This is a genomic window from Sphingobacterium sp. GVS05A, from assembly GCF_019969845.1.
In the GTDB taxonomy this organism is placed as follows: Bacteria; Bacteroidota; Bacteroidia; order Sphingobacteriales; family Sphingobacteriaceae; genus Sphingobacterium.
Genome location: NZ_JAHXYR010000004.1, coordinates 474,418 through 499,518, shown reverse-complemented (window position 1 = coordinate 499,518; position 25,101 = coordinate 474,418). Strand labels below are relative to the sequence as shown.

General features: G+C 39.7%; 29 protein-coding genes. 9 read left to right on the top strand and 20 right to left on the bottom strand.

The window, feature by feature from the left end; translation table 11 throughout:
- The first annotated feature begins 12 nt into the window (after positions 1-12).
- Positions 13-654 carry a hypothetical protein gene (locus LC454_RS12630; RefSeq protein ID WP_223582817.1) on the top strand — a complete coding sequence of 214 codons (642 nt, stop codon included), beginning with the start codon at positions 13-15 and terminating at the stop codon, positions 652-654.
- Between the two features lie 34 nt (positions 655-688).
- Here LC454_RS12630 and LC454_RS12625 read toward each other — a convergent pair whose 3' ends face one another.
- Entirely contained in the window at positions 689-1,057 is a 369-nt protein-coding gene (locus LC454_RS12625; protein ID WP_120257032.1) for a VOC family protein, read from the bottom strand.
- A 260-nt stretch (positions 1,058-1,317) separates the two neighbouring features.
- Here LC454_RS12625 and LC454_RS12620 point away from each other — a divergent pair, with 260 nt between their 5' ends.
- Together LC454_RS12620 and LC454_RS12615 are read left to right on the top strand one after the other, a co-directional pair.
- Positions 1,318-2,112, top strand: coding sequence for a metallophosphoesterase (locus LC454_RS12620; RefSeq protein ID WP_223582815.1), 795 nt, complete (start codon positions 1,318-1,320; stop codon positions 2,110-2,112).
- Entirely contained in the window at positions 2,099-2,416 is a 318-nt protein-coding gene (locus LC454_RS12615; RefSeq protein ID WP_223582813.1) for a hypothetical protein, read from the top strand. Before LC454_RS12620 ends, LC454_RS12615 begins: the two co-directional genes overlap by 14 nt.
- Positions 2,417-2,537: 121 nt before the next feature.
- Here LC454_RS12615 and LC454_RS12610 read toward each other — a convergent pair whose 3' ends face one another.
- Genes LC454_RS12610 through eat form a run of 5 tightly spaced genes read right to left on the bottom strand, consistent with a single transcriptional unit; the run spans position 2,538 to position 8,490 of the window.
- Positions 2,538-3,914, bottom strand: coding sequence for an aldehyde dehydrogenase family protein (locus LC454_RS12610; protein WP_223582812.1), 1,377 nt, complete (start codon positions 3,912-3,914; stop codon positions 2,538-2,540).
- Positions 3,892-4,641 carry a gamma-glutamyl-gamma-aminobutyrate hydrolase family protein gene (locus LC454_RS12605; RefSeq protein ID WP_223582810.1) on the bottom strand — a complete coding sequence of 250 codons (750 nt, stop codon included), beginning with the start codon at positions 4,639-4,641 and terminating at the stop codon, positions 3,892-3,894. Before LC454_RS12605 ends, LC454_RS12610 begins: the two co-directional genes overlap by 23 nt.
- Before the next feature lie 12 nt (positions 4,642-4,653).
- A complete protein-coding gene (locus LC454_RS12600) occupies positions 4,654-5,802 on the bottom strand; it encodes an iron-containing alcohol dehydrogenase (protein WP_223582808.1) in 1,149 nt (382 codons plus the stop codon).
- A 7-nt stretch (positions 5,803-5,809) separates the two neighbouring features.
- Positions 5,810-7,171, bottom strand: coding sequence for a glutamine synthetase family protein (locus tag LC454_RS12595; protein WP_223582806.1), 1,362 nt, complete (start codon positions 7,169-7,171; stop codon positions 5,810-5,812).
- Positions 7,168-8,490, bottom strand: coding sequence for an ethanolamine permease (gene eat, locus LC454_RS12590; RefSeq protein WP_223582804.1), 1,323 nt, complete (start codon positions 8,488-8,490; stop codon positions 7,168-7,170). The genes LC454_RS12595 and eat overlap by 4 nt, the downstream gene beginning before the upstream one ends.
- 189 nt (positions 8,491-8,679) lie before the next feature.
- Here eat and LC454_RS12585 point away from each other — a divergent pair, with 189 nt between their 5' ends.
- The gene (locus LC454_RS12585; protein WP_223582803.1) at positions 8,680-9,144 is read left to right on the top strand and encodes an Lrp/AsnC family transcriptional regulator; all 465 of its coding nucleotides are present in this window, start codon (positions 8,680-8,682) and stop codon (positions 9,142-9,144) included.
- A 62-nt stretch (positions 9,145-9,206) separates the two neighbouring features.
- Here LC454_RS12585 and LC454_RS12580 read toward each other — a convergent pair whose 3' ends face one another.
- The 5 genes from LC454_RS12580 to arr form a co-directional block, all read right to left on the bottom strand.
- Entirely contained in the window at positions 9,207-9,485 is a 279-nt protein-coding gene (locus tag LC454_RS12580; protein ID WP_223582801.1) for an Ada metal-binding domain-containing protein, read from the bottom strand.
- A gap of 16 nt (positions 9,486-9,501) precedes the next feature.
- Positions 9,502-10,215 carry a 2OG-Fe(II) oxygenase gene (locus LC454_RS12575; RefSeq protein ID WP_223582799.1) on the bottom strand — a complete coding sequence of 238 codons (714 nt, stop codon included), beginning with the start codon at positions 10,213-10,215 and terminating at the stop codon, positions 9,502-9,504.
- A gap of 48 nt (positions 10,216-10,263) precedes the next feature.
- Positions 10,264-10,977 (bottom strand): 2OG-Fe(II) oxygenase, encoded by a 714-nt coding sequence (locus LC454_RS12570; RefSeq protein WP_223582797.1) that lies wholly within the window; start codon positions 10,975-10,977, stop codon positions 10,264-10,266.
- Positions 10,978-11,500: 523 nt separating this feature from the next.
- Complete coding sequence (locus LC454_RS12565) at positions 11,501-12,556, bottom strand: NAD(P)-dependent alcohol dehydrogenase (protein ID WP_120257022.1); 1,056 nt, start codon at positions 12,554-12,556, stop codon at positions 11,501-11,503.
- 308 nt (positions 12,557-12,864) lie between these two features.
- The gene (gene arr / locus LC454_RS26625) at positions 12,865-13,278 is read right to left on the bottom strand and encodes an NAD(+)--rifampin ADP-ribosyltransferase (RefSeq protein WP_348774950.1); all 414 of its coding nucleotides are present in this window, start codon (positions 13,276-13,278) and stop codon (positions 12,865-12,867) included.
- 607 nt (positions 13,279-13,885) lie between these two features.
- Here arr and LC454_RS12555 point away from each other — a divergent pair.
- Positions 13,886-14,455 (top strand): dihydrofolate reductase family protein, encoded by a 570-nt coding sequence (locus LC454_RS12555; protein WP_223582792.1) that lies wholly within the window; start codon positions 13,886-13,888, stop codon positions 14,453-14,455.
- Between the two features lie 219 nt (positions 14,456-14,674).
- A complete protein-coding gene (locus LC454_RS12550; protein ID WP_223582790.1) occupies positions 14,675-15,241 on the top strand; it encodes a YceI family protein in 567 nt (188 codons plus the stop codon).
- Positions 15,242-15,292: 51 nt separating this feature from the next.
- Here the strand turns inward: LC454_RS12550 and LC454_RS12545 are convergent, their stop codons facing one another.
- Positions 15,293-16,039, bottom strand: a complete 747-nt coding sequence (locus tag LC454_RS12545) for a DeoR/GlpR family DNA-binding transcription regulator (RefSeq protein ID WP_223582788.1) — start codon at positions 16,037-16,039, stop codon at positions 15,293-15,295.
- Between the two features lie 110 nt (positions 16,040-16,149).
- Here LC454_RS12545 and LC454_RS12540 point away from each other — a divergent pair, with 110 nt between their 5' ends.
- On the top strand, positions 16,150-16,701 hold the full coding sequence (locus LC454_RS12540; RefSeq protein ID WP_223582786.1) for a 5' nucleotidase, NT5C type: 552 nt from the start codon (positions 16,150-16,152) through the stop codon (positions 16,699-16,701).
- 57 nt (positions 16,702-16,758) lie between these two features.
- Here the strand turns inward: LC454_RS12540 and LC454_RS12535 are convergent, their stop codons facing one another.
- On the bottom strand, positions 16,759-17,958 hold the full coding sequence (locus LC454_RS12535; protein WP_223582784.1) for an MFS transporter: 1,200 nt from the start codon (positions 17,956-17,958) through the stop codon (positions 16,759-16,761).
- A 614-nt stretch (positions 17,959-18,572) separates the two neighbouring features.
- On the opposite strand from LC454_RS12535, the gene LC454_RS12530 reads away from it, so the two are divergent.
- Complete coding sequence (locus LC454_RS12530) at positions 18,573-19,433, top strand: AadS family aminoglycoside 6-adenylyltransferase (RefSeq protein WP_223582782.1); 861 nt, start codon at positions 18,573-18,575, stop codon at positions 19,431-19,433.
- Between the two features lie 61 nt (positions 19,434-19,494).
- Positions 19,495-20,031 carry a hypothetical protein gene (locus LC454_RS12525; RefSeq protein ID WP_121127371.1) on the top strand — a complete coding sequence of 179 codons (537 nt, stop codon included), beginning with the start codon at positions 19,495-19,497 and terminating at the stop codon, positions 20,029-20,031.
- 31 nt (positions 20,032-20,062) lie between these two features.
- Here LC454_RS12525 and LC454_RS12520 read toward each other — a convergent pair whose 3' ends face one another.
- From LC454_RS12520 to LC454_RS12490, 7 genes are all read right to left on the bottom strand, one after another.
- Complete coding sequence (locus LC454_RS12520) at positions 20,063-20,320, bottom strand: hypothetical protein (RefSeq protein ID WP_120257007.1); 258 nt, start codon at positions 20,318-20,320, stop codon at positions 20,063-20,065.
- 234 nt (positions 20,321-20,554) lie between these two features.
- Entirely contained in the window at positions 20,555-21,355 is an 801-nt protein-coding gene (dapB, locus tag LC454_RS12515; RefSeq protein WP_223582780.1) for a 4-hydroxy-tetrahydrodipicolinate reductase, read from the bottom strand.
- Positions 21,356-21,388: 33 nt separating this feature from the next.
- Positions 21,389-22,189, bottom strand: coding sequence for a class I SAM-dependent methyltransferase (locus LC454_RS12510; protein ID WP_223582778.1), 801 nt, complete (start codon positions 22,187-22,189; stop codon positions 21,389-21,391).
- Positions 22,190-22,276: 87 nt separating this feature from the next.
- Positions 22,277-23,074, bottom strand: coding sequence for a hypothetical protein (locus tag LC454_RS12505; protein ID WP_223582776.1), 798 nt, complete (start codon positions 23,072-23,074; stop codon positions 22,277-22,279).
- A gap of 70 nt (positions 23,075-23,144) precedes the next feature.
- Positions 23,145-23,687 carry a hypothetical protein gene (locus LC454_RS12500; RefSeq protein WP_223582774.1) on the bottom strand — a complete coding sequence of 181 codons (543 nt, stop codon included), beginning with the start codon at positions 23,685-23,687 and terminating at the stop codon, positions 23,145-23,147.
- A gap of 266 nt (positions 23,688-23,953) precedes the next feature.
- Positions 23,954-24,481, bottom strand: coding sequence for a hypothetical protein (locus LC454_RS12495; protein ID WP_223582772.1), 528 nt, complete (start codon positions 24,479-24,481; stop codon positions 23,954-23,956).
- Between the two features lie 190 nt (positions 24,482-24,671).
- Positions 24,672-25,028 carry a winged helix-turn-helix transcriptional regulator gene (locus LC454_RS12490; RefSeq protein ID WP_120259152.1) on the bottom strand — a complete coding sequence of 119 codons (357 nt, stop codon included), beginning with the start codon at positions 25,026-25,028 and terminating at the stop codon, positions 24,672-24,674.
- Positions 25,029-25,101: the final 73 nt, after the last annotated feature.

Below are 25,101 nucleotides of genomic sequence, written 5' to 3'. Positions count from 1 at the left end.
ATCTGCATTTCTATGCCTGTTGTTTTTTCCGTTTCCACTTTAGCATGCCTCATTTTATTTGGACTCGCTTCTCCCAATAAAATGGTGGTGATTCCTATTGCGATATGGGCATTTGCACTCTCAGCGGTATCATCCCTTAATATTTTTTTGATTTTCCCACCTACTTTCGTACTTGTCTTGGTGAGCGCGCTCTTACTGAGTATAAGTTACTATAGATTATCAAAAAATTTAAGCTTGAACGCTTATTATCTGCTTGGTATTCACATCATCAGACTCCCTATTGAATTCATTATTTTTCAACTCTTTAAGCATAAAATGCTGCCTATAGAAATGACATTTTTGGGTTGGAACTATGATCTATTTTTCGGAATTACTGCTGTTCTATTTTTAATCTTTAGTAGCTTCAATCCAAAAATACTAACATCTGCATTTTTCAAAGCATGGAATATTTTGGGTATCTGTTCACTACTAGCTGTTGTGGTCATTGGTATATTATCATCACCATTGCCTTTACAGTCAATAGCATTTGATCAACCTAATATTGCTGTGCTACAGTTTCCTTATGTCTTGCTTCCAACAATCATAGTACCTATAGTAATATTATCACACTTTCACCTGCTGGGAAACAGCGCTATTGCTGTACACCAAGAATAAACTGATGCTGACAACATAGCCTCAAATCAGCATTTTATCGCTTTTGTTGCAAATTGAACACGGTACCTGCAGGGTCGGTAATCCAATGCATATTCTCCGGAAGTTCCTCAATTTCGTCACAGGTTTCCACCCCACTTGACAATAGATAATCGGTCGCTTCAGCAACATTCGGAACAGTTAGCTGCAACCAAGTTTCGGAATGGGTGTAATTATCTACACAATCCAGCCAAATAATATTGTGCCCAAATTTCACCTCATGTGTCCTGGAGACCGTTGGGTTATCGATCGGCTTCTCCTCGACATCCAATTTCAGAATATCCCTGTAAAAAGCTACCGTCTTTTCATATTTATTTTTGGGAATTTTTATGGCGATATTAATCCCAGCTTCAAATTTTGTGTTCATATTTACTATTTTTAACAAGAATACAAGATAAATAAATTATTTAGTCAAGACGCTTGCCCTATGGCAAGATTTGGTTCAGACAAACAAACTTTTATATGATCCCACAGCTATACACTTTCTTAAAAATCATCTTTATATTTCTTCTTTTTGATATTTTAATATATTTAAGGTTATGCAGACTGGCGGTATGGAAATCACAACCATTAACCGCAAATGTAATCTGGTGGTTATTGAGTATTTTCTCTTATGTCTGCATATTCTTGAATTTATTTTTCGAGTGGAACAATTTTATCGCCGCTTGTTTCATGTTCTTCCCTATTTCATTGCTACTTGCAAAGACAATCCTTCTTTTCTCCATCGGCGTAGATATATTTTCGGTATTTTTTAGAAATATTGGCAGACGACTAACAAACAATAACACAATACCAAATGCAAATAAAAAGACCATAGGAAGATCTGATTTCATCATCAAAAGTGGTCTTTTGTTAAGTAGTATCCCTTTAGTCGCTTTAACCCGTGGTTTTATATCCAATCTCTATGATTACCAAATCAAACAGGTCAATTTGATTTTACCCGATCTTCCAAAGTCTTTCGAGGGCAAGATCATCGCTCAGATTTCTGACATACACGCTGGCAGTCTTTATAATTTAAATGCCGTAAAAAAGGGTATAAGCCTATTGCTTTCACAAAAGCCAGATATCATTTTCTTCACAGGAGATCTGGTGAATGACTTTGCCGATGAGATGGATGACTACCTCTCCATATTTGGTAAACTAACGGCCCCCTTGGGTGTATTTTCTATTTTGGGAAATCACGACTATGGGGACTATCATTTTAATAGGTTCCATTTCAACAATGAGCGTAAGTTGACCAAACAGCAGAACCTGAGCAATGTAAAAGATATCCATCTCAAACTTGGCTGGCAGCTCCTGTTAAACGAGTCGAAGGAGATTGTCGTAAATAATGAAAAAATCACGCTTGTAGGTGTAGAGAACTGGGGGGGCGAACAACCCATACAATTATGGCGATCTCGATCTGGCCATGTCCAAGGTTGATCCTTCTTCACCTATCAACTTCCTCCTTTCACATGACCCGTCACATTGGAGGGCTGAGGTATTACCAAAATATCCGATGATCGATGTCACCTTTAGTGGACACACACATGGTGGTCAATTTGGCTTTAGCAATCCAGATTATCAATGGAGCCCAATTAAATATGCCTATCGTGAATGGGCCGGTCTGTATCAGGAAAAACATCAATCACTTTATGTGAATGTAGGTTTCGGCTACCTGGATTACCCCAGTCGAGTGGGAATATTACCTGAGATCACGATATTCCATTTAAAAAGTAAGGTTTAATACGATGTCATGGACTACTATATTAAACCTTACGGAAATAAACAGACGTTTTTTCAAAAAACGGCTTAAAACCTTGAAATTAGGGAATCAATTCCCTACAAACGATCTTTAGACAAAAAATCTATGGTCGCAGATGGTATGCTTTGGGCTGAACAAAAGCGCGGATTCCTTGCGCAGACAGGGTTGATCCCAGCCCTGAGTTTTTCCGTCCAGACCAAGGGACGTTGGGACTTACCCGATCACAGCAATTCCAATACACTGTTCCCGTGTTCATTTTTTCCAGTATTGCCATGGCCCTATCCTGATCAGCTGAAAATACGGCTGCAGTCAGGCCATACGTGGTATCTTGCATTAGATGGATCGCCTCATCATCTGAAGCCACCTTTTGGATGCCGATCAACGGGCCGAAACTCTCCTCCTTCATCAATTCCATGTCGTGATTGCAATACTCAAAAACTGTAGGTGCATAGTAATAACCTGTATCTTCCAGTTTATGCCCCCCCAAGCGCAAGGTTGCTCCCTTTGCAAGCGCATCTTTTACTTGGGCATCAAGCACAGTCAGCTGAGCGGCTCTGGTTAGTGGCCCGATAAATACATCTTGCTTCATCGGATCTCCAATGGTATAAGAGGCTACCTCTTCAACAAAAGCTTCAACAAACTGATCGTATATCTTGTCCGAGACATAAATCCGCTCAACAGCACAACAGCTTTGTCCATTATTGTAAAATGCACCTTCTGCGGCAAGAATTGCGGCCTTCTTAATATCCACGATATCATCGGCAACATACAGCGGATCCTTCCCTCCTAGTTCCAATTGGACGGGAACTAATTTATGCGCTACTGTGGTCGCAATATGGAGACCAGTCTTATATGACCCTGTAAAAAAATAGCCATCCAGAGGTAGCTCCAATAATTGCTGGCCAATCTCGGCATCTCCGACAACACATTTGAATACATCCTGGGGAATACCCGCTTGATACAGATATTTCTCAAACTGTATACCTGTACCAGTAGCAAACTCCGATGGCTTATAAAGCACGGCATTGCCAGCTACAAGTGCATACAGAAATACATTAAACCCAACATTATAAGGGAAATTCCATGCGGAAATATTGGCGATCAGCCCAAGTGGTTCATACACAATCTTTTCGTGAGTTGTCCCGGTTGTTGTAATGAGTTCCTCAGAAAGCCATTTACCCGCATTTGTCCGAAGATGTTCGATACGGTTCTGCGCCCCTACAATTTCGTTTAGCGACTGGGTAATAGGTTTTCCCGTTTCCTTCGTCAGTATTTCGGCAAGTTCTTGTTTATTGGCCAGAATTAACTGTCCAAACGCAATTATGCAGTCTAAACGTTGTTGTAATGGCACTTTTGCCCAAGAAAGTTGTCCTTTTTTTAAAAGAGCGACCGCTGTATCTAATTCGGATGCTGTGATAACAGGGATCACAGCATCTACCTCCCCCGTAGCGGGGTTTCTAATTTCTATGTTGTTTTGCATGTTCTAGAAAAACATTAAAAATCAATTCTTCATCCAACAGTTCTCCGGCTTGCGTAGCAGAAAACTCCGGATGCCATTGTACACCCATCACTTTACCTGGAGCTGCTTTGGTATATCCAAATGCCTCGATAAAACCATCATCCGAATGAGCGTATACTTCCAAATCTTGTCCAAGCTGTTTGACCGCCTGATGATGTACGGTGTTTACCTTGGGATTAGCAACATGTCCATACAAATCCCCAAGCAAGGTTCCAGGTACAAAGTTTATGGGATGATTAATCGTATCGTATAATTCTGCCGACCGATGGGCTCCTGCTCCAGGTATCTGTGAAGGAATATCCTGATAAAGTGAGCCCCCAAAATAGACATTCATCAATTGAAATCCCCGGCAGATACCCAATATGGGCTTCTCCTTCCTGATCGCATAATCCAATATCTTTAGTTCATACTGATCCCGGTAAGCGTCTCCTCTCCACTTCCCTATGGGATCCTCACCGTATTGCGCTGGAGCAATATCGCTCCCCCCTTGGAGGATGATACCATCCATCTGATCAATAATATCCGTCAACAGCTCCCCCTCTAAATCGGGAAGCAGCACCGGAAGTACACCTTTTTTCCCTATCCAACGGGCCATATCATTTTCCATATAGCTCAGTGATTTAGGACCAAAGACAGTACGTTCCTTGTCAGGATAAAAGAAGCAGGCGCTTATGCCAATTTTGATCATACTATTTTTTTATTAGAATGCTGTTTCATAAATAGCAAGAAAGTCTTCTGTTGTCACCGGCTTCGGATTTGAAGGATGACAGAAATCCGCGTATGCAAGTTCCGACAATGGTGCAAGATGTTGCTTTTGCACACCTATGGATGATAAATGGGTAGGTAAATCCAAGCGCGTATTCAGTTCAAATAAATAGTCCACGACTTTATCGCCAGCGTTATTGCCAATACCGAGCGCTACTGCCATTTTATCAAAACGATCTTCGAATCCCACATAGTTAAATTGCATACCGTAAGGTAGATTAATGGCATTCGCAAGTCCATGATGAGTGTCTAACAACGAGGAAAGAGGATGTGCCAGACTATGGACAATACCCAGCCCCTTTTGAAAAGCCACTGCCCCCATGAGTGAGGCCAAAAGCATCTTCGAACGAGACTGTAAATCAGATTCCTTGGTTGCCTTTTCAATAGCTGCTGCCACCATCGCCATTCCCTCTAACGCTATACCATCACACATCGGATGATATCCTTTTGCTAAATATGCTTCCATATTGTGTGTAAGCGCGTCCATTCCTGTAGCTGCTGTGACGAATGCCGGAAGATCCATCGTGAGGAGTGGATCCGCAAATACTATTTTCGCCATCAGCCTAGGGCTGAACAAAATACGTTTCTTTTTGGTTTCGTCTTCGGAAATAATAGCGCTACGACCGACCTCACTTCCAGTGCCTGCTGTAGTGGGTACAGTGATCAGATGTGGGATCTCATTGGTTACATAAATATCTCCACCGATAAGATCGTCGTAGTCAAAGAGATCACGATGATGATGTGCACGCAGTGCTATTGCCCGCGCAACATCAAGTGCTGCTCCGCCTCCAACACCGATGATGGAATCCCTATTATTCCCCCGATAGACATCTCCACCTTGCAGCACATCGGATTTAACCGGATTTTTGTGCAAATCATGAAACACAATCACGTCTATCCCTCTGCCCGTCAATTTACGCTGGATTTCCTTAAAAAAAGGAAGTTCGGCAATAGTTGGATCCGTTACCAATAAAGGGCGGTTAAGACCATTGCGCAATAGGTAATCCGGTAATTCATTGATCGCTCCTGCACCAAAACGAATCGGTGTCGGAAAATTAAAACCATAAATTTTATCTGTATCCATCTTGCAGTTAAATAATTTCAAAATATCTTTTTGTTTCCCAATCTGTTACTTGTTCTGAAAACTGCCGCCATTCCCATAACCTGGATTTACAGAAGTGGTCAACAAATTTTTCACCGAACAATTCTGATGCTATTTCAGACTGCGCCATCCGGTTCGTAGCCTCATAGAGATTTCTTGGCAAAACGCCATGTTGCAAATCTTTATAACCATTACCGACAGTATACGGATTGTCTAAGGATAGTTTATGCTTGATACCGTAAAGTCCACTCGCTAGGCAGGCCGCAATGGCGAGGTATGGATTAACATCCGAACCAACCACCCGATGTTCAATACGTGTAGCCTTTGGTCCACCATCGATGACCCGCAGGGCCGTAGTCCTATTGTCTATCCCCCAGGTTAAAGTCGTAGGGGCCCAAGCGCCCTCCGTGAGTCTTTTATAGCTGTTAACAGTTGGTGCAAATAAGGGTAGAATATCCCGCAGACAATACAGTTGTCCAGCAAGAAATTGCTTCATCAGTTCACTCATGCCTAACTGATCGTCGGCATCATAAAATAGATTTTTTTCTTTTTTTAGGTCCCAGAGGCTCTGATGTACGTGACCGCTACAGCCCGGTAGTTCTTTCGTCTGCTTGGCCATAAAGCTAGCGACAATACCATGTTTTTTACCGATCTCCTTTACTGCTGACTTAAAGAGTGTAGCCCTATCTGCAGCTTCAAGCGCATTACTGCATTGAATCGCCGCCTCCATTACGCCAGGTCCTGTCTCAGTATGCAAACCTTCCAAGGGAATACCAAACTGTTCGAGCATCGCAAGAAGATCACGAAAGAACCCGTAATTATCAGACATCCGCAAGATGGAATAACCGAACATTCCTGAGGTAATCGGTGTCATTTCTTTAAAGCTGTTCTGTGATGCATTGATATCACCTTTAATAAAATTGAACCATTCAAATTCCTGGGCAAAAATGGGTTTGTAGCCAGCCTGTTCAGACTGTGCTATGATATTTTTTAACAGCGCCCTCGGGCACACATTTTGGTCTGTAGCATGTGACGATTCAAAGTCAGCCAGAAAAAATGGAACATCTTCCTGCCAGGGTATCTTTCGGAAGGTATTTCCATCTATACGGGCAGGAAAATCTCCATAACCGGTATGCCAGCCAGTAATTTCCACATTGTCATAAACTTGGTCATTGACATCCCATCCAAATACGACGGAACAAAAGCCGAATTCATTGTCCAATGAAGAGATAAACTTATCACGGTGCATAAATTTGCCTCGCAATACGCCATCAATATCTGCTACGGCGACTTTTACGTGTGTACTTGTACTTGCCTTTAATTTGGAAATAATTTCTTTTTTGTCGATCATGATTTGATGGTTTTATCCTTGTCAAGGAAGATTAAGAAATAGAGATATGATAAGATGACAAGCCCAAAGAATAGTAAGGCTGTCAATGGGTTGTAGTAAATCATAGCAATCAGGCAGATCAGGGCGATGATCAGCGCAAGCATAGGAAATAAAGGATACAAAGGAACTTTAAATGGGCGCTCCAATGCGGGCTCTTTCTTGCGTAAGGCGAAAAAAGACCACATGGATATAATATATAGACTGATTGCCCCAAAACAGGCGATGGTAATGATCCCAGCCGTCTTCCCCGTCAGTAGTGCGATTATACCAACAGCCATATTGACCAATAGCGCATTAGCTGGTGTTTTAAAGCGTGAATGAACTTTTCCTAAGATAGATGGTGCATATCCTACTCGCCCAAATTCAAAAGTGGCACGTCCTCCGGCCAAAATAATACCATGGAACGACGCAATAAGACCCAACAACCCTACCCCAATTAGTAATTTGTATAGAATATGGGAGCTATCAATGACATTGGCAATAGCAAGAGGTAAAGGAGAATCCGAGGCCTCGGTACTTCCTGGAGGATAGACAACAGCTTCCCAACCAGCGACACCAACCGCTGATAAAAATGTAATGATACACAACACGACCAAAGTAACGATAGCTGACCCAAAACCGATCAATACATTTTTCTGTGGATTGATGGTTTCCTCAGCCACATTGGCGACCCCTTCAATGGCTAGAAAAAACCAGATGGCAAATGGAATGGATGCAAAAATGCCTGAATATCCATTGGGAAGTGCATTTTGTTGAAGATTAGAAAATTCAAATGCTGGCAGCGTCACACCGGCGAATATCAATAATTCAATAACCGCAAGGACTGTCACAACCAATTCAAACGAAGCAGCGAGTTTCACACCTAAAATATTCATTGCTGTAAAAATCAGATAGGCTCCGATCGCAAAAGTAAGATAGCCTACACCTGGATGAAGCAAATGAAGGTAAGCACCTATCGCCGCTGCAATGGCCGGCGGTGCAAAAACGAATTCTATATTTTGAGCAATCCCTGCGACAAACCCTAATTGTTTCCCCAGCCCCCTATTGGCATATTCAAAAGCCCCTCCAGCTTTCAGTATGGCACAAGCCATTTCTGTATAACTGAAGGTAAAGGTGAGGTACATAATTATGACGAATATAGTCGCAATGGCTAACCCTAAGGTCCCTCCTTCTGCCAGACCAAGGTTCCATCCGAAATACATTCCTGAAATTACATACCCTACCCCCAATCCCCACAACATGACGGGGCCAAGGACTTTCTTTAATTGGGGATCACTCATAATTCTTTTTCTAGGTTGGTAACTGATATTAAGTAATATGAATTTACTACTTTAAATTAAATTATAGTGTTAAATACCTGCTATTAAACTTATTTTAGTAAAATTATATTGAAATATTATTATTTTTAGATTTACTATTCCAACGACAGGCTTATACCCCTTTGTTTTTAGATTTAAATTACTACAACAATGAAATTAGATGAAAAAGATCTTATGATCTTGGACCTTTTGCAACAGGATGCCACCATGAGTAACAAGGAAATTTCCGATCGAGTCAACTTATCCATGACTCCTGTATACGAACGGATTAAGAAGTTGACGGCTACAGCTGTGCTCAAACAAAAGGTATATTTGCTGGATCGAAGAAAACTGGACCTGAACCTGATGGTTCTTGTATCGATCAGTATGGAAAAGCATTCAAACGAAAGTGCTTTGCTATTTATGGAAGAAATACAGAAATTTCCGGAAGTGGTCGAATGCTTCCATGTGACAGGAGCTTTTGATTATCAGCTCAAGGTTATGGTCAGAGATGTCGACCATTATCATGAATTTAACTTCAATAAGCTTGCAACGATTAAAGGAATCAGACATATGGAAAGCTATTTTGTCATGAAAGAAATTGTCAACGCGACACGACTTCCACTTTTCCTTTAACGATCTTCATCTGGCAAACTAAAATGTGCTTGCAAATTTTCAGACGGAGATCTGCGTTTATTTTAAGCATGCTCCAGACCCTGCTGCTTAGTTTTCCACTCCTTGTACTTTTCCCGCATACAATGACCACATGGTCTATATCCATGGCTGACGGCATCAGCCTCATCCCGAAAGAAAACACGATGTTCGACTTTCATCCGTTTACCCGTGGCACAGTTTAGACGACCGTAAATCTTAGCCTTTTTATATCCGCCCAAGGTAATTTCACCCTTTCGAATGCAGGAACTTAAGGACCTCTTTCTGTCAGCCGCTGTCCCTCCTAAATCTATATGTCTGACCATTGACTGGGATTAGTTTTTATGATTTAGCGTCATGAAAGATCAGGCCTAACGTATGGCGTTCGCCACTATGAATGGTCGATACCCCATGTTTCATAGTTACTCGGTAGTAACCCCTTTCCCCTTTAACCGGACGAAAATTAGTCGTAAACACAATAATATCACCTTTTTTGGGCTTAACGACATGTGTACGGGACTGAGCCATCGGTATATTCTCCGTTAAAATAAATTCTCCGCCTGTATAATCTGTATCAATATCATCTAAAAAAAGAACAAGCTGCATTGGAAAAAAAATCTCTCCATAAAGATCCTGATGCATGGCGCAGAATCCGCCAGCACCATATCCGAGAATTAAGGCTGTAGCCTTATCCTGACCATTATTTTTACATTGTGCTATAAAATCCTTATGCATCTGCGGAAACTGCACATTTATTTTTAAGACTTCCATCCATCTGTTGGCTAGCGGCATCAGATAACCATAAAAATTTTCCCTTAATTCGGTCAATATGCTGGGCAGTGGATAATGAAAATATTTATAAACACCCCGACCAAAACGATACCGCTCCATCACAACGGTCTTTCTATAGCGATATTCGGCCTTAAACTCACCAAGCAATTGAGCACATTCCTGTTCATCAACAACATCGGGAACAACCGCAAATCCCTTGTCGATCAATTCGTCAAGGATAACATCCCATTGTTTCGTTTTTAATCTTTGTTCTATTGTATACATACCTATAATTTAAATGGGCTATTTTTTACCTGCAAGAATCTCCTATCCTTAGCTAAGACCATCATGGAATATAATCCCAAGGCTATGCCGCTGACCCTTGTGCAATGGACTAACACCATGCTTCATATGGACCCGATAATAGCCTTTGGAGCCTTTCGCTGCGCGAAAATTAGTCGTAAAGATGATCATATCGCCGCGCTTGGGTTTTAAGACATTAACCTTAGACTGCGCCCGTGGTATCTGTTCCGTGATAACAAACTCACCACCGGTATAATCCTGATCAACCTGATCCAACAGCAATACGATTTGTATGGGAAAGTAAATTTCACCGTATAGATCCTGGTGTAGCGTATTAAATCCGCCTGTATTATATTTTAAAATAAGGACGGTAGGTTCCATCTGTCCATGCTGCTGACAAAGTTCTCGCATCGCAGCATGCGAAGCCGGAAATCTTCGGTCCATATTAAGCTCCTCCATCCATTGATTGGCGACTGGTGCAATCAATGCGTATACTTTTTCCCTTATTGTCGTAATCAGCTCGGGCAAGGGATATTGAAAGTATTTATATTCCCCCAAACCAAAGCGATAACGCTTCATGACAATAGTTTTTCGATACCTATTGTCAGCACCGTAAGCTGCAACCAGTTCATCACATTCGACTTGATTTAATAGATCAGGTACAATCACAAAGCCCTTATCATGTAGTTCCCTGGTGATGACTGTCCAATCCCTGGCCAGCAATCTAGATACTATATTTTCCATGACGATAATTTTCAACAGCTCAAAATTAGGCCTATCAATCAAGGTAAAAAATCCGAAACCTGCTGTTTTTCCTTTTTTGGAGATATATCATCAATCTTGACACAATGCGCAACAAATTATCATTTTTATCGAGCACCATTTTTTGCTAAAACGATCGAAAAGAGCAGTTTAAACAAAACAACGAGCAGCTTCAGTATAAAAACTAAAAAAGGTTTTAAAGATACGAGCCAGAAAATCAGAAATAAATACAGATCGACAGAATAGCAGATTTTCGACCGCAGACAAACAGGCTAGGGAAAGCTTTTCGAGAAAAAGCGATTAAAAAATAAAAGTGAATCCTTTTAGAAATGAATATTTAGAAAGAGACTTAAGGAAGCAAAATTAAAGAATAAAACATAGGTTAAATGGAAAGAGCCCGGTGGAATACCGAGCTCTAGTACAAAAAACTTAATTTTGTTAATCCGTCTAACTTTTGAGGTTCACTTCAATAGTGGACGACTCCTATTTTTTTATGTTGTTGACACTATTTATTTAATGAAGCCATATCAATGACAAACCGGTATTTTACATCACTGTCCAATACACGTTGGTAAGCCTCGTTCACATAATCAATGTCAATCAATTCGGTTTCTGGAAGGATATTATGTTCAGCACAAAAATCAAGCATATCCTGTGTTTCCTGTATACCACCAATACTTGAAGCCGTCAAAATTTTATTTCCTCCCATAATCGATCGTCCGTTAATTTCCATTGGCGCTGCTGGGATACCAACACAGATGTATACACCTTTGGTTTTTAACAATGCCAAATAGAGATTATAATCATGAGGTGCCGATACGGTGTCTATGATAAAATCAAAATAGGCTGAAAACTCCTTCAACTCCGAAGACTCATGCGTATTTAAAAACTTCTGGGCACCTAACAGCGCCGCATCTGCTTTTTTACGGGGCGAATGGCTAATCATCGTAACTTCAGCTCCCATGGCGACAGCGATCTTCACTGCCATGTGGCCTAAACCACCTAACCCTAGCACGCCAACTTTATGCCCCTTGCTGATATTCCATCGTTTCAAGGGCGAGTAAGTGGTGATCCCCGCACAAAGTAAAGGAGCCACCTTTTTGATATCAAGCGATTCCGGCACATGTAAGACAAAGTCTGCATCAGCCACAATATTATCGCTATACCCACCATAGGTGCAAGAGTGATCGTGCATCACATCCGTGCTATTATAAGTCCACACCGTTTTCTTCTCCGAACAAAACTGTTGCTGATCCGATTTACAATTATCGCACTCACCACAGGATGCCACCATACAACCAACACCGGCTAGATCACCTTTTTTAAACTTGGTCACCGCACTGCCTACCGCACTGATGCGGCCAACGATCTCATGCCCCGGAACAATTGGATATTGTGTCCCACCCCACTCATCATGCACCTGGTGAATATCTGAATGGCAAATACCACTATACAAGATATCGATTAGCACATCATTTGAGCCAAGTTCTCTTCTTTCAAATTCCCAATATTCAAGCGGGGAATTGCCGTCCTTCGCCGCGTAACCTTTCGATTTAATCATTCTTTTGTTTTTTATAAAATACCAATTGGATCCAAATTATCAATAAATAAGATCCATTTACCACGTTGTGCGAAGTTAATGGGGATTTGTCCGAAAAAAAGAATCTTTCAGGCATTATTGACATTGAACAAACAATGAAAATCGCAAAATGTTCTTGGTCAACCGCTCTGAACAGTCAATTTGATCCCTTTCAAATTTTAATCCCTTTCAAAATCAATCTCATAGCCCCTGATCATCTTCATGAGCTTTCTTTAGAAGCACCAATCTAGCATTATCTAAATATTGGACAGGTAATATGCCTCTTGCATTTAATTGATTATTTCTCCATTGCCCTTCGCCACACGTTCACGGAACCGCTGAAGCTCTTCGGGGCTCGGTCTGACCCAGTCGCTTACTTCACCGATGATTTTCAATGCCATTGTGGAACGATAAGAACGCGTCGGGTTACCTGGGAATTTTTTATCTGTTAGATTTGGATCATTTTCATAGCTTCCCATTGGTTCAATAATATAAACACGTTCGCGACCATCGCCTTTTGCCAAAGCCGCTGCGAGTCCGGCTCCGTTAACTAATGCGGTGAAATAAATATGATTCATGGTAAGTTCAGATTGATAGTTGGAATTACCTCCCGCTGTCAATAGCGCACCCACTGGTAAATCAGCTCTTGTACCATGATAAAAAGGACCGGTATCTGATGGTTTTTCACCCAAGACTGCAGCCAAATCAGCATATCCATGAGACTTATCACTATCCCCCAGCGCTTCATAGCATTTGGCCAGGTTCAAATAAAGATTTGGCAAAGCACTCTTAACCGTATCATCATTTAGTTTTAATGCATGGCTCAAGGCCGCCTCCAACCATGTCAATCTGTCGGAAATAGCCTCTTGATTCCTAGCAATATAATAAGCCGCAAGAAAGTGTTCGTGATCGTCTGTGGCTTCGTTCCAAGCTTGCATAAATAAGCTAAGGGCTTCTTCAGTATGCTTGGCTTCTTCCATACTCATACCCTGAAGACAAAGTTTAACAACGTTGTTGAAAGGTGAAAATTCCATACGCGTATCTTTTTTTACATCGCCGAATGTACCGTTGGCACAGGGAGATTTAAAATCCACATGCACCGGTATCTGCAGGATTAAAGTTCTACATATTTTTATACATTTCCGTATTTTGTTCGTAAATCATATTAAATCGACCTTCGGACAATTCGTAATTATTACTAAAAACAGCAGATTGACATAAAGGTTTTACCCCCTTATATTGTCGCAATTGCACCTCATCCGTGCTTCTAAACTTCACTAAATTTGAATTGATAATCAAACACTTGAAACAATGAGAAAGATCAGAATTTTCGAACACATCTCCCTTGATGGCATCATCGAACACGATGGAGATTACGCCTATGGCGCATGGACAACTGCCTATAGAAGTCCCGCAGGAGCGGAAATGCTCTTTCAGGCATATGGCTCAGACTTCGACCTTCTTTTAGGTCGTCAGACTTATGATATCTTTAGTGGCTTCTGGCCCAATGCGGGAGATTTCCCTATGGCCAATGCCATAAATGCTGCAACGAAATATGTCGCAACACACCGTCCCGACAGTCTAACCTGGGGGCCAGTAAAAAATTTGGAAGAAGACATTGTCGCCGCGATTCATGCCCTCAAGTCAATGGATGGTCCCGATCTGATTGTTGTAGGTAGTTCTACACTGACCTCTCTATTACTTGAGCAGGGTCTCGTCGACGAAGTGGTGCTCATTACCTACCCCGTTTTGCTGGGACATGGCAAGCGCCTACTCTCAGATAAGGTGTACGCCCAGGAACTTGTCTTCCTCGACTCAAAGGCAACCCCGACTGGCATATTCATCAATAGCTATAAATATATTGGACCGCTTAAAAGATAATATTCCTACAATGGATAAGCTCCCCTCCTGGCCAACTTTATACGGGTTAGGAGCTAATATTTCCTAATTTTACAGAATAAATCATGTCATAAAAATCTACCCATTTTTTTTAGGAATGGTTACAATCATTGATTTAAAACTATCGTTTATATAATCATTACCTTACTCATTTGAATATGCCTACTTTCTTGTATATTTGATTTTAAACAAATCATCTCTATGAAAAGAACCTTATTATTCATTGCTATTATTTGCAGTACTTCCTTTGCTTTTGCGCAAAAAACAACGTATAAAGTCAGTACACAATCATCAATAATCAAATGGGATGCGAAGAAAGTCGTCGGTGGTCATGTTGGTACTATTGCCTTGAAAGACGGAACGATCCAAACAGATAAAGGTAAAATTACCGGTGGTGGATTTACCATTGATATGAATTCGATGGCATGTACTGATGCGCCAAAACTAACTGGCCATCTTAAAAATGAAGATTTCTTTGATGTACCGAAGTATCCAACAGCAAAATTCGTTATCAGCAAAGTGGATAACAGCAAGGCTACTCCAATAATCACAGGGAATCTTACCATTAAAAACAAAACAAAAGCGATATCTTTTCCCGCAAAGGTAACCAGCACCGCTGACGGACTTTCGGCTGAAGCATTAGGTGTAAAGGTAAATCGATTGGATTTTGATATCCAATATCGTTCGGCCAGCTTTTTCTCTGACCTCGGGAATCGGGCTATTGAGGACGAATTTACATTGGACATTCAGATCAAAGCCGCAAAATAGCTATGATAACAAACAATGATGTAGCAAAAAAACTGCGACATCATTGTTTGTCTAAAGCAGCTCAATCCCCTGAGCGATATATTTACGCATCTGAGGGCTCGTTGATTCATGTTCTGTCACAATGATATCAAGCTTTTTGGTTTTATCGATGATAAAGTTTGACTCCGTATCAAATTTATCGGAAGTACACAATCCAACGATGCGAACACTCTGTTTCATCATTGCACGTTTCGTTTCAGCATCTTCCTGATAATTACAGGACAAATTTTCAGGAGTAATTGAACAAACGCCCAAAAAGTATAAATCAGCTTTAAAATTGGCAATGCTTTCCAACGTAGTATTGCCAAAAGTGGTAAAGGCGGACTTATAAAGTCGGCCTCCCAAAAATATGATATCGATCAAAGGATGGTCTTCGATCACACTCGCGACAGGAAAACTATTTGTAATGATAGTGACTTTAAGATCCTTTGGTAAAATTTTAGTCAACTCCAGGATAGATGTACCCCCATCGAAAAAAAGTACCTGATCATCTTTTATTAATGATAAAGCTTTTTGTGCAATAATCTTTTTCTGTTCCAACCCTGCTTTCTCGCGATCACGATAATGATATTTTTTTTGCACAATGCTGTGAGCTCCACCCCGTACTGCGCGAAGAAGATCCCGGTCATTCAATTCCTTGATATCTCTCCGTATGGTATCTTCGGATACCGAAAGCTTTTTGCTCAAGGTTTGAAATGAAACCGAGCCCTCCCTATTGGTGATATCTAAAATGGTTTGCAGACGATCGTACTTTAGCATAGGAACAAATATATAGATTTACCAGAATAAAATAAATTGCAAAAATTTGCTATAATTGCAATATTTTGCAATTATATAATTACATTTGTGCAATAATAAAGATAAAACTTATGATAAAAAAGACAATTTCCATTGATATGGACGGTGTACTTGCAGACATCCAACGGCACTATCTTTCACATTATTTTGAAGAAACGGGTATACGGATAAATGAAAACGATATCGTAGGGCTGAAGGAAGCAGATTGTTTACCTGATCAGACGGCAGTCTTACGGTATTTGCATACACCAGGTTTTTTCCGTAGTATTCCTGTTGCACAAGATGCACAAGACGTGGTGAAGGAATTACAAAACTATTATGAGATTTTTGTCGTATCTGCCGCAATGGAATTTCCCAATAGTCTTTTAGAGAAACGGGAATGGCTACAGGAATATTTTCCATTTATTTCGTGGAAGAACATCGTATTCTGTGGGAATAAAGGTATTATCGACACCGATTTTCTTATTGACGATCATCTAAAGAATCTAGACAGTTTTTCTGGAAAAGGGCTTATGTTTAATACATTTCACAATGTCAATGAGCACCGATTTGAACGGTTGAAGAACTGGACTGATGCATATCGTTTTTTTGTTGCTGACCTGCAAAATAAAACGTTCAACTGAGTATTTATAGCTGGCCAATCACAAGAGGTAATTGCCCAGCTATAGTTTTGCAAGAATTTATCTTCTAGCCTGGAATTTCCAATAAGTCCAATAAGACACGGAAAGTGAAAGCATAAGAAAAGCAACGACGATAAGCGAGACTGAAATTCCATAAAATTGGGCAACTCCACCCAACAAGGCGGGGCCCAACAACTGTCCCGAGTGACCCAATGTAGACATAACCGGAATACTTGCTGATGCCCCAACCCCTTTTAAATTTCCGGCATGACTAAATAAAATCGGAACAATATTAGCGGCACCAAAGCCCAATAGGATAAATCCGGCTAATGCACCCCAATAAGAAGGTGATAAAACAGCTACCAGCAAACCGAATACCGCTAAGAGTCCCCCTCCGACCACAACAACCCGATGATCTAACCGGACAACAAGTACATCGCCAAAAAGTCGCATTGTTGCCATGGCAATGGAAAAGGCAGCATATCCTATCCCCGCAATTTCAAGCGGTGCATTTTTTTCCTCATGCAAAAATACCGCACTCCAATCCAGCATTGAACCTTCGGACAGATAAGCACAAAAACAGAGCATGCCCAGAAATAAAACATGCAAATTGAACCAACCAGCCCATTTGGACTGACCTGCAGCCATTTTCTTGTCATCATGATGATTATTAATGCGTATTTCATCATCATGCGCATACAACCTACGGTACATGACGAACATAATTACAACGATCAGTAAGGAGATCAATAACATGGCATAGGTAGCCTGAAACCCTAACTTTATCAACAGTCCTAATCCGAGCGACCCCGTTAATCCTCCCACACTAAAGATACCGTGCAGACCGGATAAGATCGGCCGATCAAAGAGTTTCTGGATAAGAATAGAGTGCGCATTTGCGGAAACTTCTATTCCTCCCATACACATACCAAAAAAGAATAGTGTAATCCCCATTGTTATGATGGAATTAGCAATTAACAACATCGGCAGTATCAATGCGAGTGTGATGCCCGAAAGAAAGATAATTTTTCTTGTTCCAAATTTATTCATAAGGATGGTCGAAAATGGCATAATAAAAAGAGCTCCGCCGCCGATAAGAAGCATCAAAAGTCCCAATACACCATCATCTATTCCAAGCCGTTGCTTAACATAAGGAACGACAGGTGCCCAACTGGCGAGTCCCAACCCACACACAAAAAAGATAAACCTGACAGCATTTCTCGCTGTATCCGGACGAATGGGTAATGATTTAATTTCCATATAATTTGAGATAAACTAAAATAGTATAGCGATAGACTTGTCAAGGCTTAGTCGTACAAAACTATCAATAATAAATCAAAATAGAAGCATATTATTGCATAATATTGCAAAAAATGCAAATTAAAGCAATAAAAAACTAATACCAGTAAATAATGCCGTCATTAGTAATCATTTATAATCTCTATTTCAAGAACTAATGTCTCCCCACATGTTTTTGACATTAATCTTCACCCTCTATTTTTGCTATCAACTTGATTTATAACCAAATTACTGCCAGAAAGCGAAGTCTGCCAACTTACTTCACGTAGAACCCAAAAGTGTACGGATGCCAAATACCGAATCAAACAGAAGTTCGGTCTGGATAGTCAATCCAATCTTACAAATTACCTAAAAATGATTGTATAGCTTTCATCGACTATGCTTTAAATCAATAAAAGCTTAATAGGATGACAGCCATCTTCTGCATGCTGATTAATAAATGCTCTTGTCCGGTAAACAAAAATTTTTCGTATATTTTTAATGTTAGTCGTTCCGACACCTTTGCGAAGCCAACGGCCGTAAGTCGTGCTTCTTTAGAAATGAACGGGATTATTCTCCATAAATAAACTAAAAATATGCAAACTCGAGCAGAAAAATTACAGCAGATTATGGATTGGGCACAAAACAATACGGATATTCGGGCAGTTCTCCTAACCAGCTCCTTGGTAAATCCACTGGCACCAGTTGATGAATTAAGTGATTTAGACATCGAACTTGTATTTGATGACAATACCACGTATGTCGCCGATAAGAATTGGCTAAATAACTTTGGCTCTCCTATAGCCATGATTGAAGAGGATGAAAGCTACTTTGATAGCAAACATGCCATGAAAATGGTTTTATATACAGATCACATAAAAGTTGATTTTAAGTTATATAGTAAGCCTAATTTTTTGGAAGAGGTACGCCAAAGCCCGTTATGTGAAGATTGGGATATTGGTTATCAAGTACTCCTTGACAAAGAGGGGATAACGGAAGAGATCCAAAAACCCTCCTATCGGGTGTCAATCATAAAAAAACCTACCGAGCAAAAATTCAGACAGCTACTCAATGATTTTTGGTGGGACTGTACTTATGTCGCCAAATGTCTTGTCAGAAAGGATATTTTTTATGCAAAATTTATGTCCGAAAACAATATACGTACCGATTATCTGGTACCGCTGATTGAGTGGTATATCGCTAGCCAGCATGATTGGAATATCACAACCAATAAACATGGACGCCTATTTAAAAAATACCTGACCGAGCAAACCTGGGGAAAAGTAATGCGGACTTTTTCAGCTGGCGATATCAATGAAAATTGGACGGCGCTATTCGCAATGGCCGATCTTGTCGCAGAAATTGGCAGGGAACTAGCAAATAAATTGGGTTATACATACCCTATAAAACTCGAACAGGATATCAGGATATATCTCAATGCCATAAAGACGAAATGAATTTGATTAATTTTTTAATATCTTTAATTATTGTATTTTCCAGAACTTAAAATTGATCACTATGATGATAAAAACACTAACATTGAATATGTTCTTCCTGCTATTGACCATGAGCGTTTTCTCGCAAAACCATGCAGGAATAAAATCGCTCCTAAACAAGGATTCAGAATTTATTTTCCCACAGACAGTGCAAAAAATCGAAGCAGCTTTAAATGCGAAAACGGTCTACTATGAAGATGCCAATGAAGAAAAATATGCCAAATGGTTGACCAATTCCGGTCTGGAACTCTATACCAGTCTTGGAAAAAATAATACCATCAATGAAATCTTTTTTGATATCCCAGAAGATCAAGCACTTGTTGTCGAGGGCTTGCCTTTTAATCTTGTGATGAACAAAACCACACTTAAGGAAAGCGCAGCTAAATTCAGTAAATATGCAGCCAAAACGCAAAAAATGGAGGAAGGAAGTACCTTTCCAGGTGGTTCAAAACTTACCTTTAAAAAGGGAAAACATTATGCTACTTTAATTTTTGACAGTAAAAATCTACTGAGATTTTTAGGCCTTACCACTGAACTTATTGGACCTGGCGTAAATTAAAAAATAAGTAACCGAGGCACTTTGATTCTTATCAAAGTCTATACCGGAGAGAGATGGCCCGCCAGATATGATTTGCAAGATCCTGATCCAATTCATGCTGTTGAAAAGACCATCTCTCTTTGTTCTTAACCAAAGTCTGCAATAGACCATCTAACAGAATATCCAATTCTGTTTCTTCTTTTGTCGGACACTTTTTCAACAATTGAATCTGAAAATCTCTTTCCTGATATGTAATGCGGAAAATCTGTCCTTTATATGCTGTATTTAACTGTCCAATCGTATCTTCCATGGCATCTAACTCAAATTTAGTCTAATCTGTCAAACCGTATGGTCAGCCTATCTATAGCTCTTAACCACATTGGAGCATCCATACACCTCTCCTAAATATCCAAAATAGGCTTACGAATAAGTGTTCACATGCTAAATAAGTATGTAAATATAAAAATAAAAAACAGTATTATACTAATTATTTTAGTATAAAATAAGCTAATTTTTTAATCCCGATTATTCGATATCTTCGCTTCTATATATCCATTACGGCGTCCAATCCGCGCTTCAAGCCCTCAAAGGTCGACAACTTACTTACAGCCATCAAAATCCCTTTTATGTACGGTTCTGCGCCATTGCCTGCATCGTGACGAAGGATCAACGTTTCGTCCTTTTCACCAAATATTGCCTCAACACCAAGAATATGTCCCGGTAAACGCACAGAATGCACCTGTATACCATTTATGCTTGCTCCACGCGCATCCTTCCGTCCGACGGTATCATCAATTGCTACCGCTAACTCTGGTGTCTGAATTTTGGAAAGGCGATATGCAAGTTCAGCTACGGTGCCACTTGGGGCATCAGGCTTATCCCCGGAAGCATAATCAATAATTTCAAAATGTGGGATAAACTTAGCCGCAATTTCCGCAAACTTCTGTAGAAGCACTGCAGTGATTGCAAAATTACCGGCAGCTAAAATTGCCGTATGATGCCCATCTGCCACCGCTGCGATTTCTTTAAAATCAGCATCTGTTAGCCCCGAAGTTCCCAACACAACCCGCTTTCCTCTTTTTAATGCTGCAATAACATTGCTCTTGGCAATTTCTGGTCTGGTAAAATCAATCATCACGTCAAAATCCACTAGATCAAGCGCATCTGTTATATTATCAAATAATGGAATCGGCCCGTCTCCCAGATTTAAAATTGTTGCTAAATCAGCACCACCTTTGGAGCGGGACAGACCACCCACCAATTGTAAGCCCTTTTCCTGCGTTATCTTTTTGCTTAGCTCAGTTCCCACCCATCCTGTTGCACCCGCTATAAATACCTTTATCATAATTCCTTTTTTTGGTCGTCCAACGCTCAGATGTTACTTCTTTATGGCCACTATAGCATAGACCATTGGAATTTTGTCCTCAAGTAGTTCAATCCGATATTTATTCTTTTCAAATTCAATCGTCCCGTTAAAACAATTATAGGGGGAATAATCAAATTCATCAAGTTGCGCGATTTGCAGTCCATTTTTTATCAGACTATTGACCACTTCACTTATACCGTGATTCCACATGACATACTCCTCTGTTATAGCCGCATTTCTATCCGCATAAGTTCCGTTTGCAGTTTCTATAATAGCTCCTGAATTAAAATATCGATAACCTATTTTTTCAAAATTATCATCAAACATCCAAACGACAGGATGGAACTCAACAAACACAAATTTCCCATTGGGCTTCAAAAATCTGGAAATAACCTTTGCCCATTTATCTAAATCAGGCAACCAGCCGATTGTACCATAACTCGTAAAAACATAGTCAAATTGCTGATCCAAATGATTCGGCAGATCGTATAGATCACAACAGATAAAACGAACATCGGCATTTGTCTGTTCAGCAATTTTTCGCGCACTTTCAATAGCCTTATCGGACAAGTCGACCCCAGTTACTTCAGCACCGAGCCGGCTCAGAGAAATTGCGTCTTGACCAAAATGACATTGCAAATGTAATATTGTTTTCCCCTGAATATCATCGAGCAGATCTAGCTCAATCTCATTCAAAGAACTTCTCCCCTGAAGAAAACCCGGGAGATCATAAAATTCTGACTTGAGATGTAAATCCGTTCTACTATTCCAGGACGCTCTGTTTATATCCAAATAATGCTGTTCTTTATTCATAGCTTAAATCTACCTTTTTTATCCGTATTACTTATATCATTAACCCATGCTTAAAGAAGAATTAATGTTCTTAACAGCTGTAATACTTCATTGTTTTAAGAAGGTCAGATTAATATTAGAATGCTGATAACGTCCTAACCTATTATTTTCTGTTAATTTGAGTCTGTTGTCCGCAAGCACAAATGTCAGTCCTGTAAAATCGTAATAACTCCAATAAGCTCTTGTAAAAAAGTGGAATGAACGAAAAGGAATATGATCAAAGTCAAAAAAATAACTGTGCGCTGTATTCACACTGTCTATGATTAAAAGCTTATTGCTTTTAGGTTTTTCAATAATTAAATATTGGTACAATGGAATCTGGTCGTTTTCCGTTTTTATCCAACCAAAGTCTCCATCTGTTACACAGGCTTTCACCGCCAATTTTTCAACTCTTCCATTAGCTAATTCAAATGCCCGATAATATTGTGGTTCGGCAATATTGTCAAAGTATATTTTCACGCTATTGGTATCAAGTTCCTCATTGGTTTGATATAAGGGGAGAAATTCCGTACTCGTAGACCAATCTGTTTTAACATCGATCTGCGATGGCATCTGAGAGAAAAAAGTCAGGGTATCATTTTTAATTACAAAGGCCCCTCTGGATTGATTCTCATAGCCCACATCCTCCCCCGATTTCAGGGGAAGGTTTGTTTCCTTATAAAAATAACTATGATCCCTGAAGTTCAGCACCAATTCATTGGTAGAATCGCTTTTATATGTTATGATTTCAGCATGATGATCAACCAGATGAGATGTGTCGCCCCCTGTTTTCTGGCCATTATTCCCACAAGATTGCGATGCAAATAGTACAAGCAACAGTATTTTATAATTTTCCAGTGCTAACATGACGTTCAAATTTTAAAATATAACATGATTCATTTATGATCCCTTTGCCTCAAAAACGCATGAAAATCGACTATTTCGCCTTTTCAATTTTTATATCAGATGGCCCATCTCCATAGTATGTAGGTTTCTGTTCGACCATCTTTGGATTGCCATTTTCGTCTTTTTCCAATTTTTTAATACCCGTTCTTGGTGGACGTTTGGTATCCAGATCCATCTCGAAAGAAATGGTAATTTTATCATTTATCCCAAGACTGTTTCCTTCATTATCAAAAACCTGCAAATCATCTGCTGTGAACTTCTCTGGGATATACATTCCGTTTTTATTGTCCTTATACCCCAAATCTATACTACCGATATAATCACCTTTTCCTTTTGGTTCGGAATACAACGAAACAGCAATTTCCATATCGCTACGGACTGTTACATCACTGTTAAGGTAAGGGTATCCTGTTAAACTAAAGCGCTTACCAGCATTATCCTTGTTTTGATTTAGTTTTTCAAATTGATCTGCATTAATTGGAGTTGCCGGTTGATCCTTTCCACCACCACAACTTGATATCGCAAATGTCGCAGCTGTTAGCAGTGTCATCACGGTCATTTTCATTGTTTTCATATTATTATCATTAAAAGTAATACCTTAATTAAACCATTCTGTTGTTGTAGCAGTATCCTGAGATAACAAACCCAACAATCAAATATAGAATAAGCAGGCACCACTTTTAGACTGGTCTAATATTCGCCCGAACCCAATGAATATCCGTCTATCAATTACAAGTTCCTGAGCTAGACTCGTACAGGAATTGACTTAATTTAAGCGTTTTCAGCCCTTACAGTTTGTTCATTACTACTTTCATCCGTTTTTATGAAATCCTTATTTTATCAATATTGCAAATAATAATACAGTTGCGTACCTAATGAATAAGCTAATCCTAGCAATATTATGACTGGTAAAACATACAATAAGGAATAATATTTGGCAATAAAATCAAAAGATCCCTTACTGCTCCTTACCCCCTCTTTTTCAAAATAGTTTTCCAGATCTTGCTTTGCTGAAACTGGAAGGTAGTGAATATACTGCTGGCCTGTTTTTAAGTTTATTCGTAAGACAAAATACAACCTTAACGAATCAAATATGCGAAAGAATTCAATATCTTGAATAGCTATGTTTTTCCCGTTCACAATGATTTGGTTTTCCTTAAAAATCATATCATCTGCGCTCGATTTTATTTTGGTTACAAAAAAAAAATAAGGAATCCCTACAATGAACACGGCATTCCATAGTGGTTGAAAGTAGTGAGACAATAAGGCACTGACTACTACAAGAACAAAAGAAATCAAAGCGGCATATAAGCTATACGAAAGTATTCGATCAAAGTTAAAGGCTTCAGCTTGTAGTGGCTGCTTCATATACAATTATCTTTTCTGGATTAAAAGCAGGCTATTTTTCAAATTGACCCTTATCAAAAGCCGAACAGGTCTTATTTTATCTGACTGCTGGGATAAAGCTAGCTCACTACCGCCACAATAATAGATTTATTTACAATTCGCTATCATCCTTTTACAATATGTCTGTTTTCATGATTTTCAGGGTTCAGTATCAGCCTACAATCTGCTCTCTCAAATTTTCAACCAAATGGTTGTTTTCAATACCCCATTTATCAATGATTGCTATGACTGGCAATAAGCTAATCCCCAAGTCAGTCAGGCTATACTCGACTTTCAGTGGAAGTCCTTGATAAATTTTCTTCACGATAATACCAGCTTGTTCCAATTCATGAAGCTGCATATTGATTACTCTTGGGCTTGCATCATGAATAGCACGATGCAATTCACTGGGACGTTTTATACCTTTGTTGATACCATCCAATATACAGGCTTTCCATTTTCCACCAAGTATTTTCATTGTGACGACTATGCCACAATCAAGATCTTCGGGAATCTTTCTACTATACATAATTTCATAATTTTCATTAAAACTACTGAATTTTGCAATTCCATAGGGAATAATTTTTCCCTGGGTGAATCCT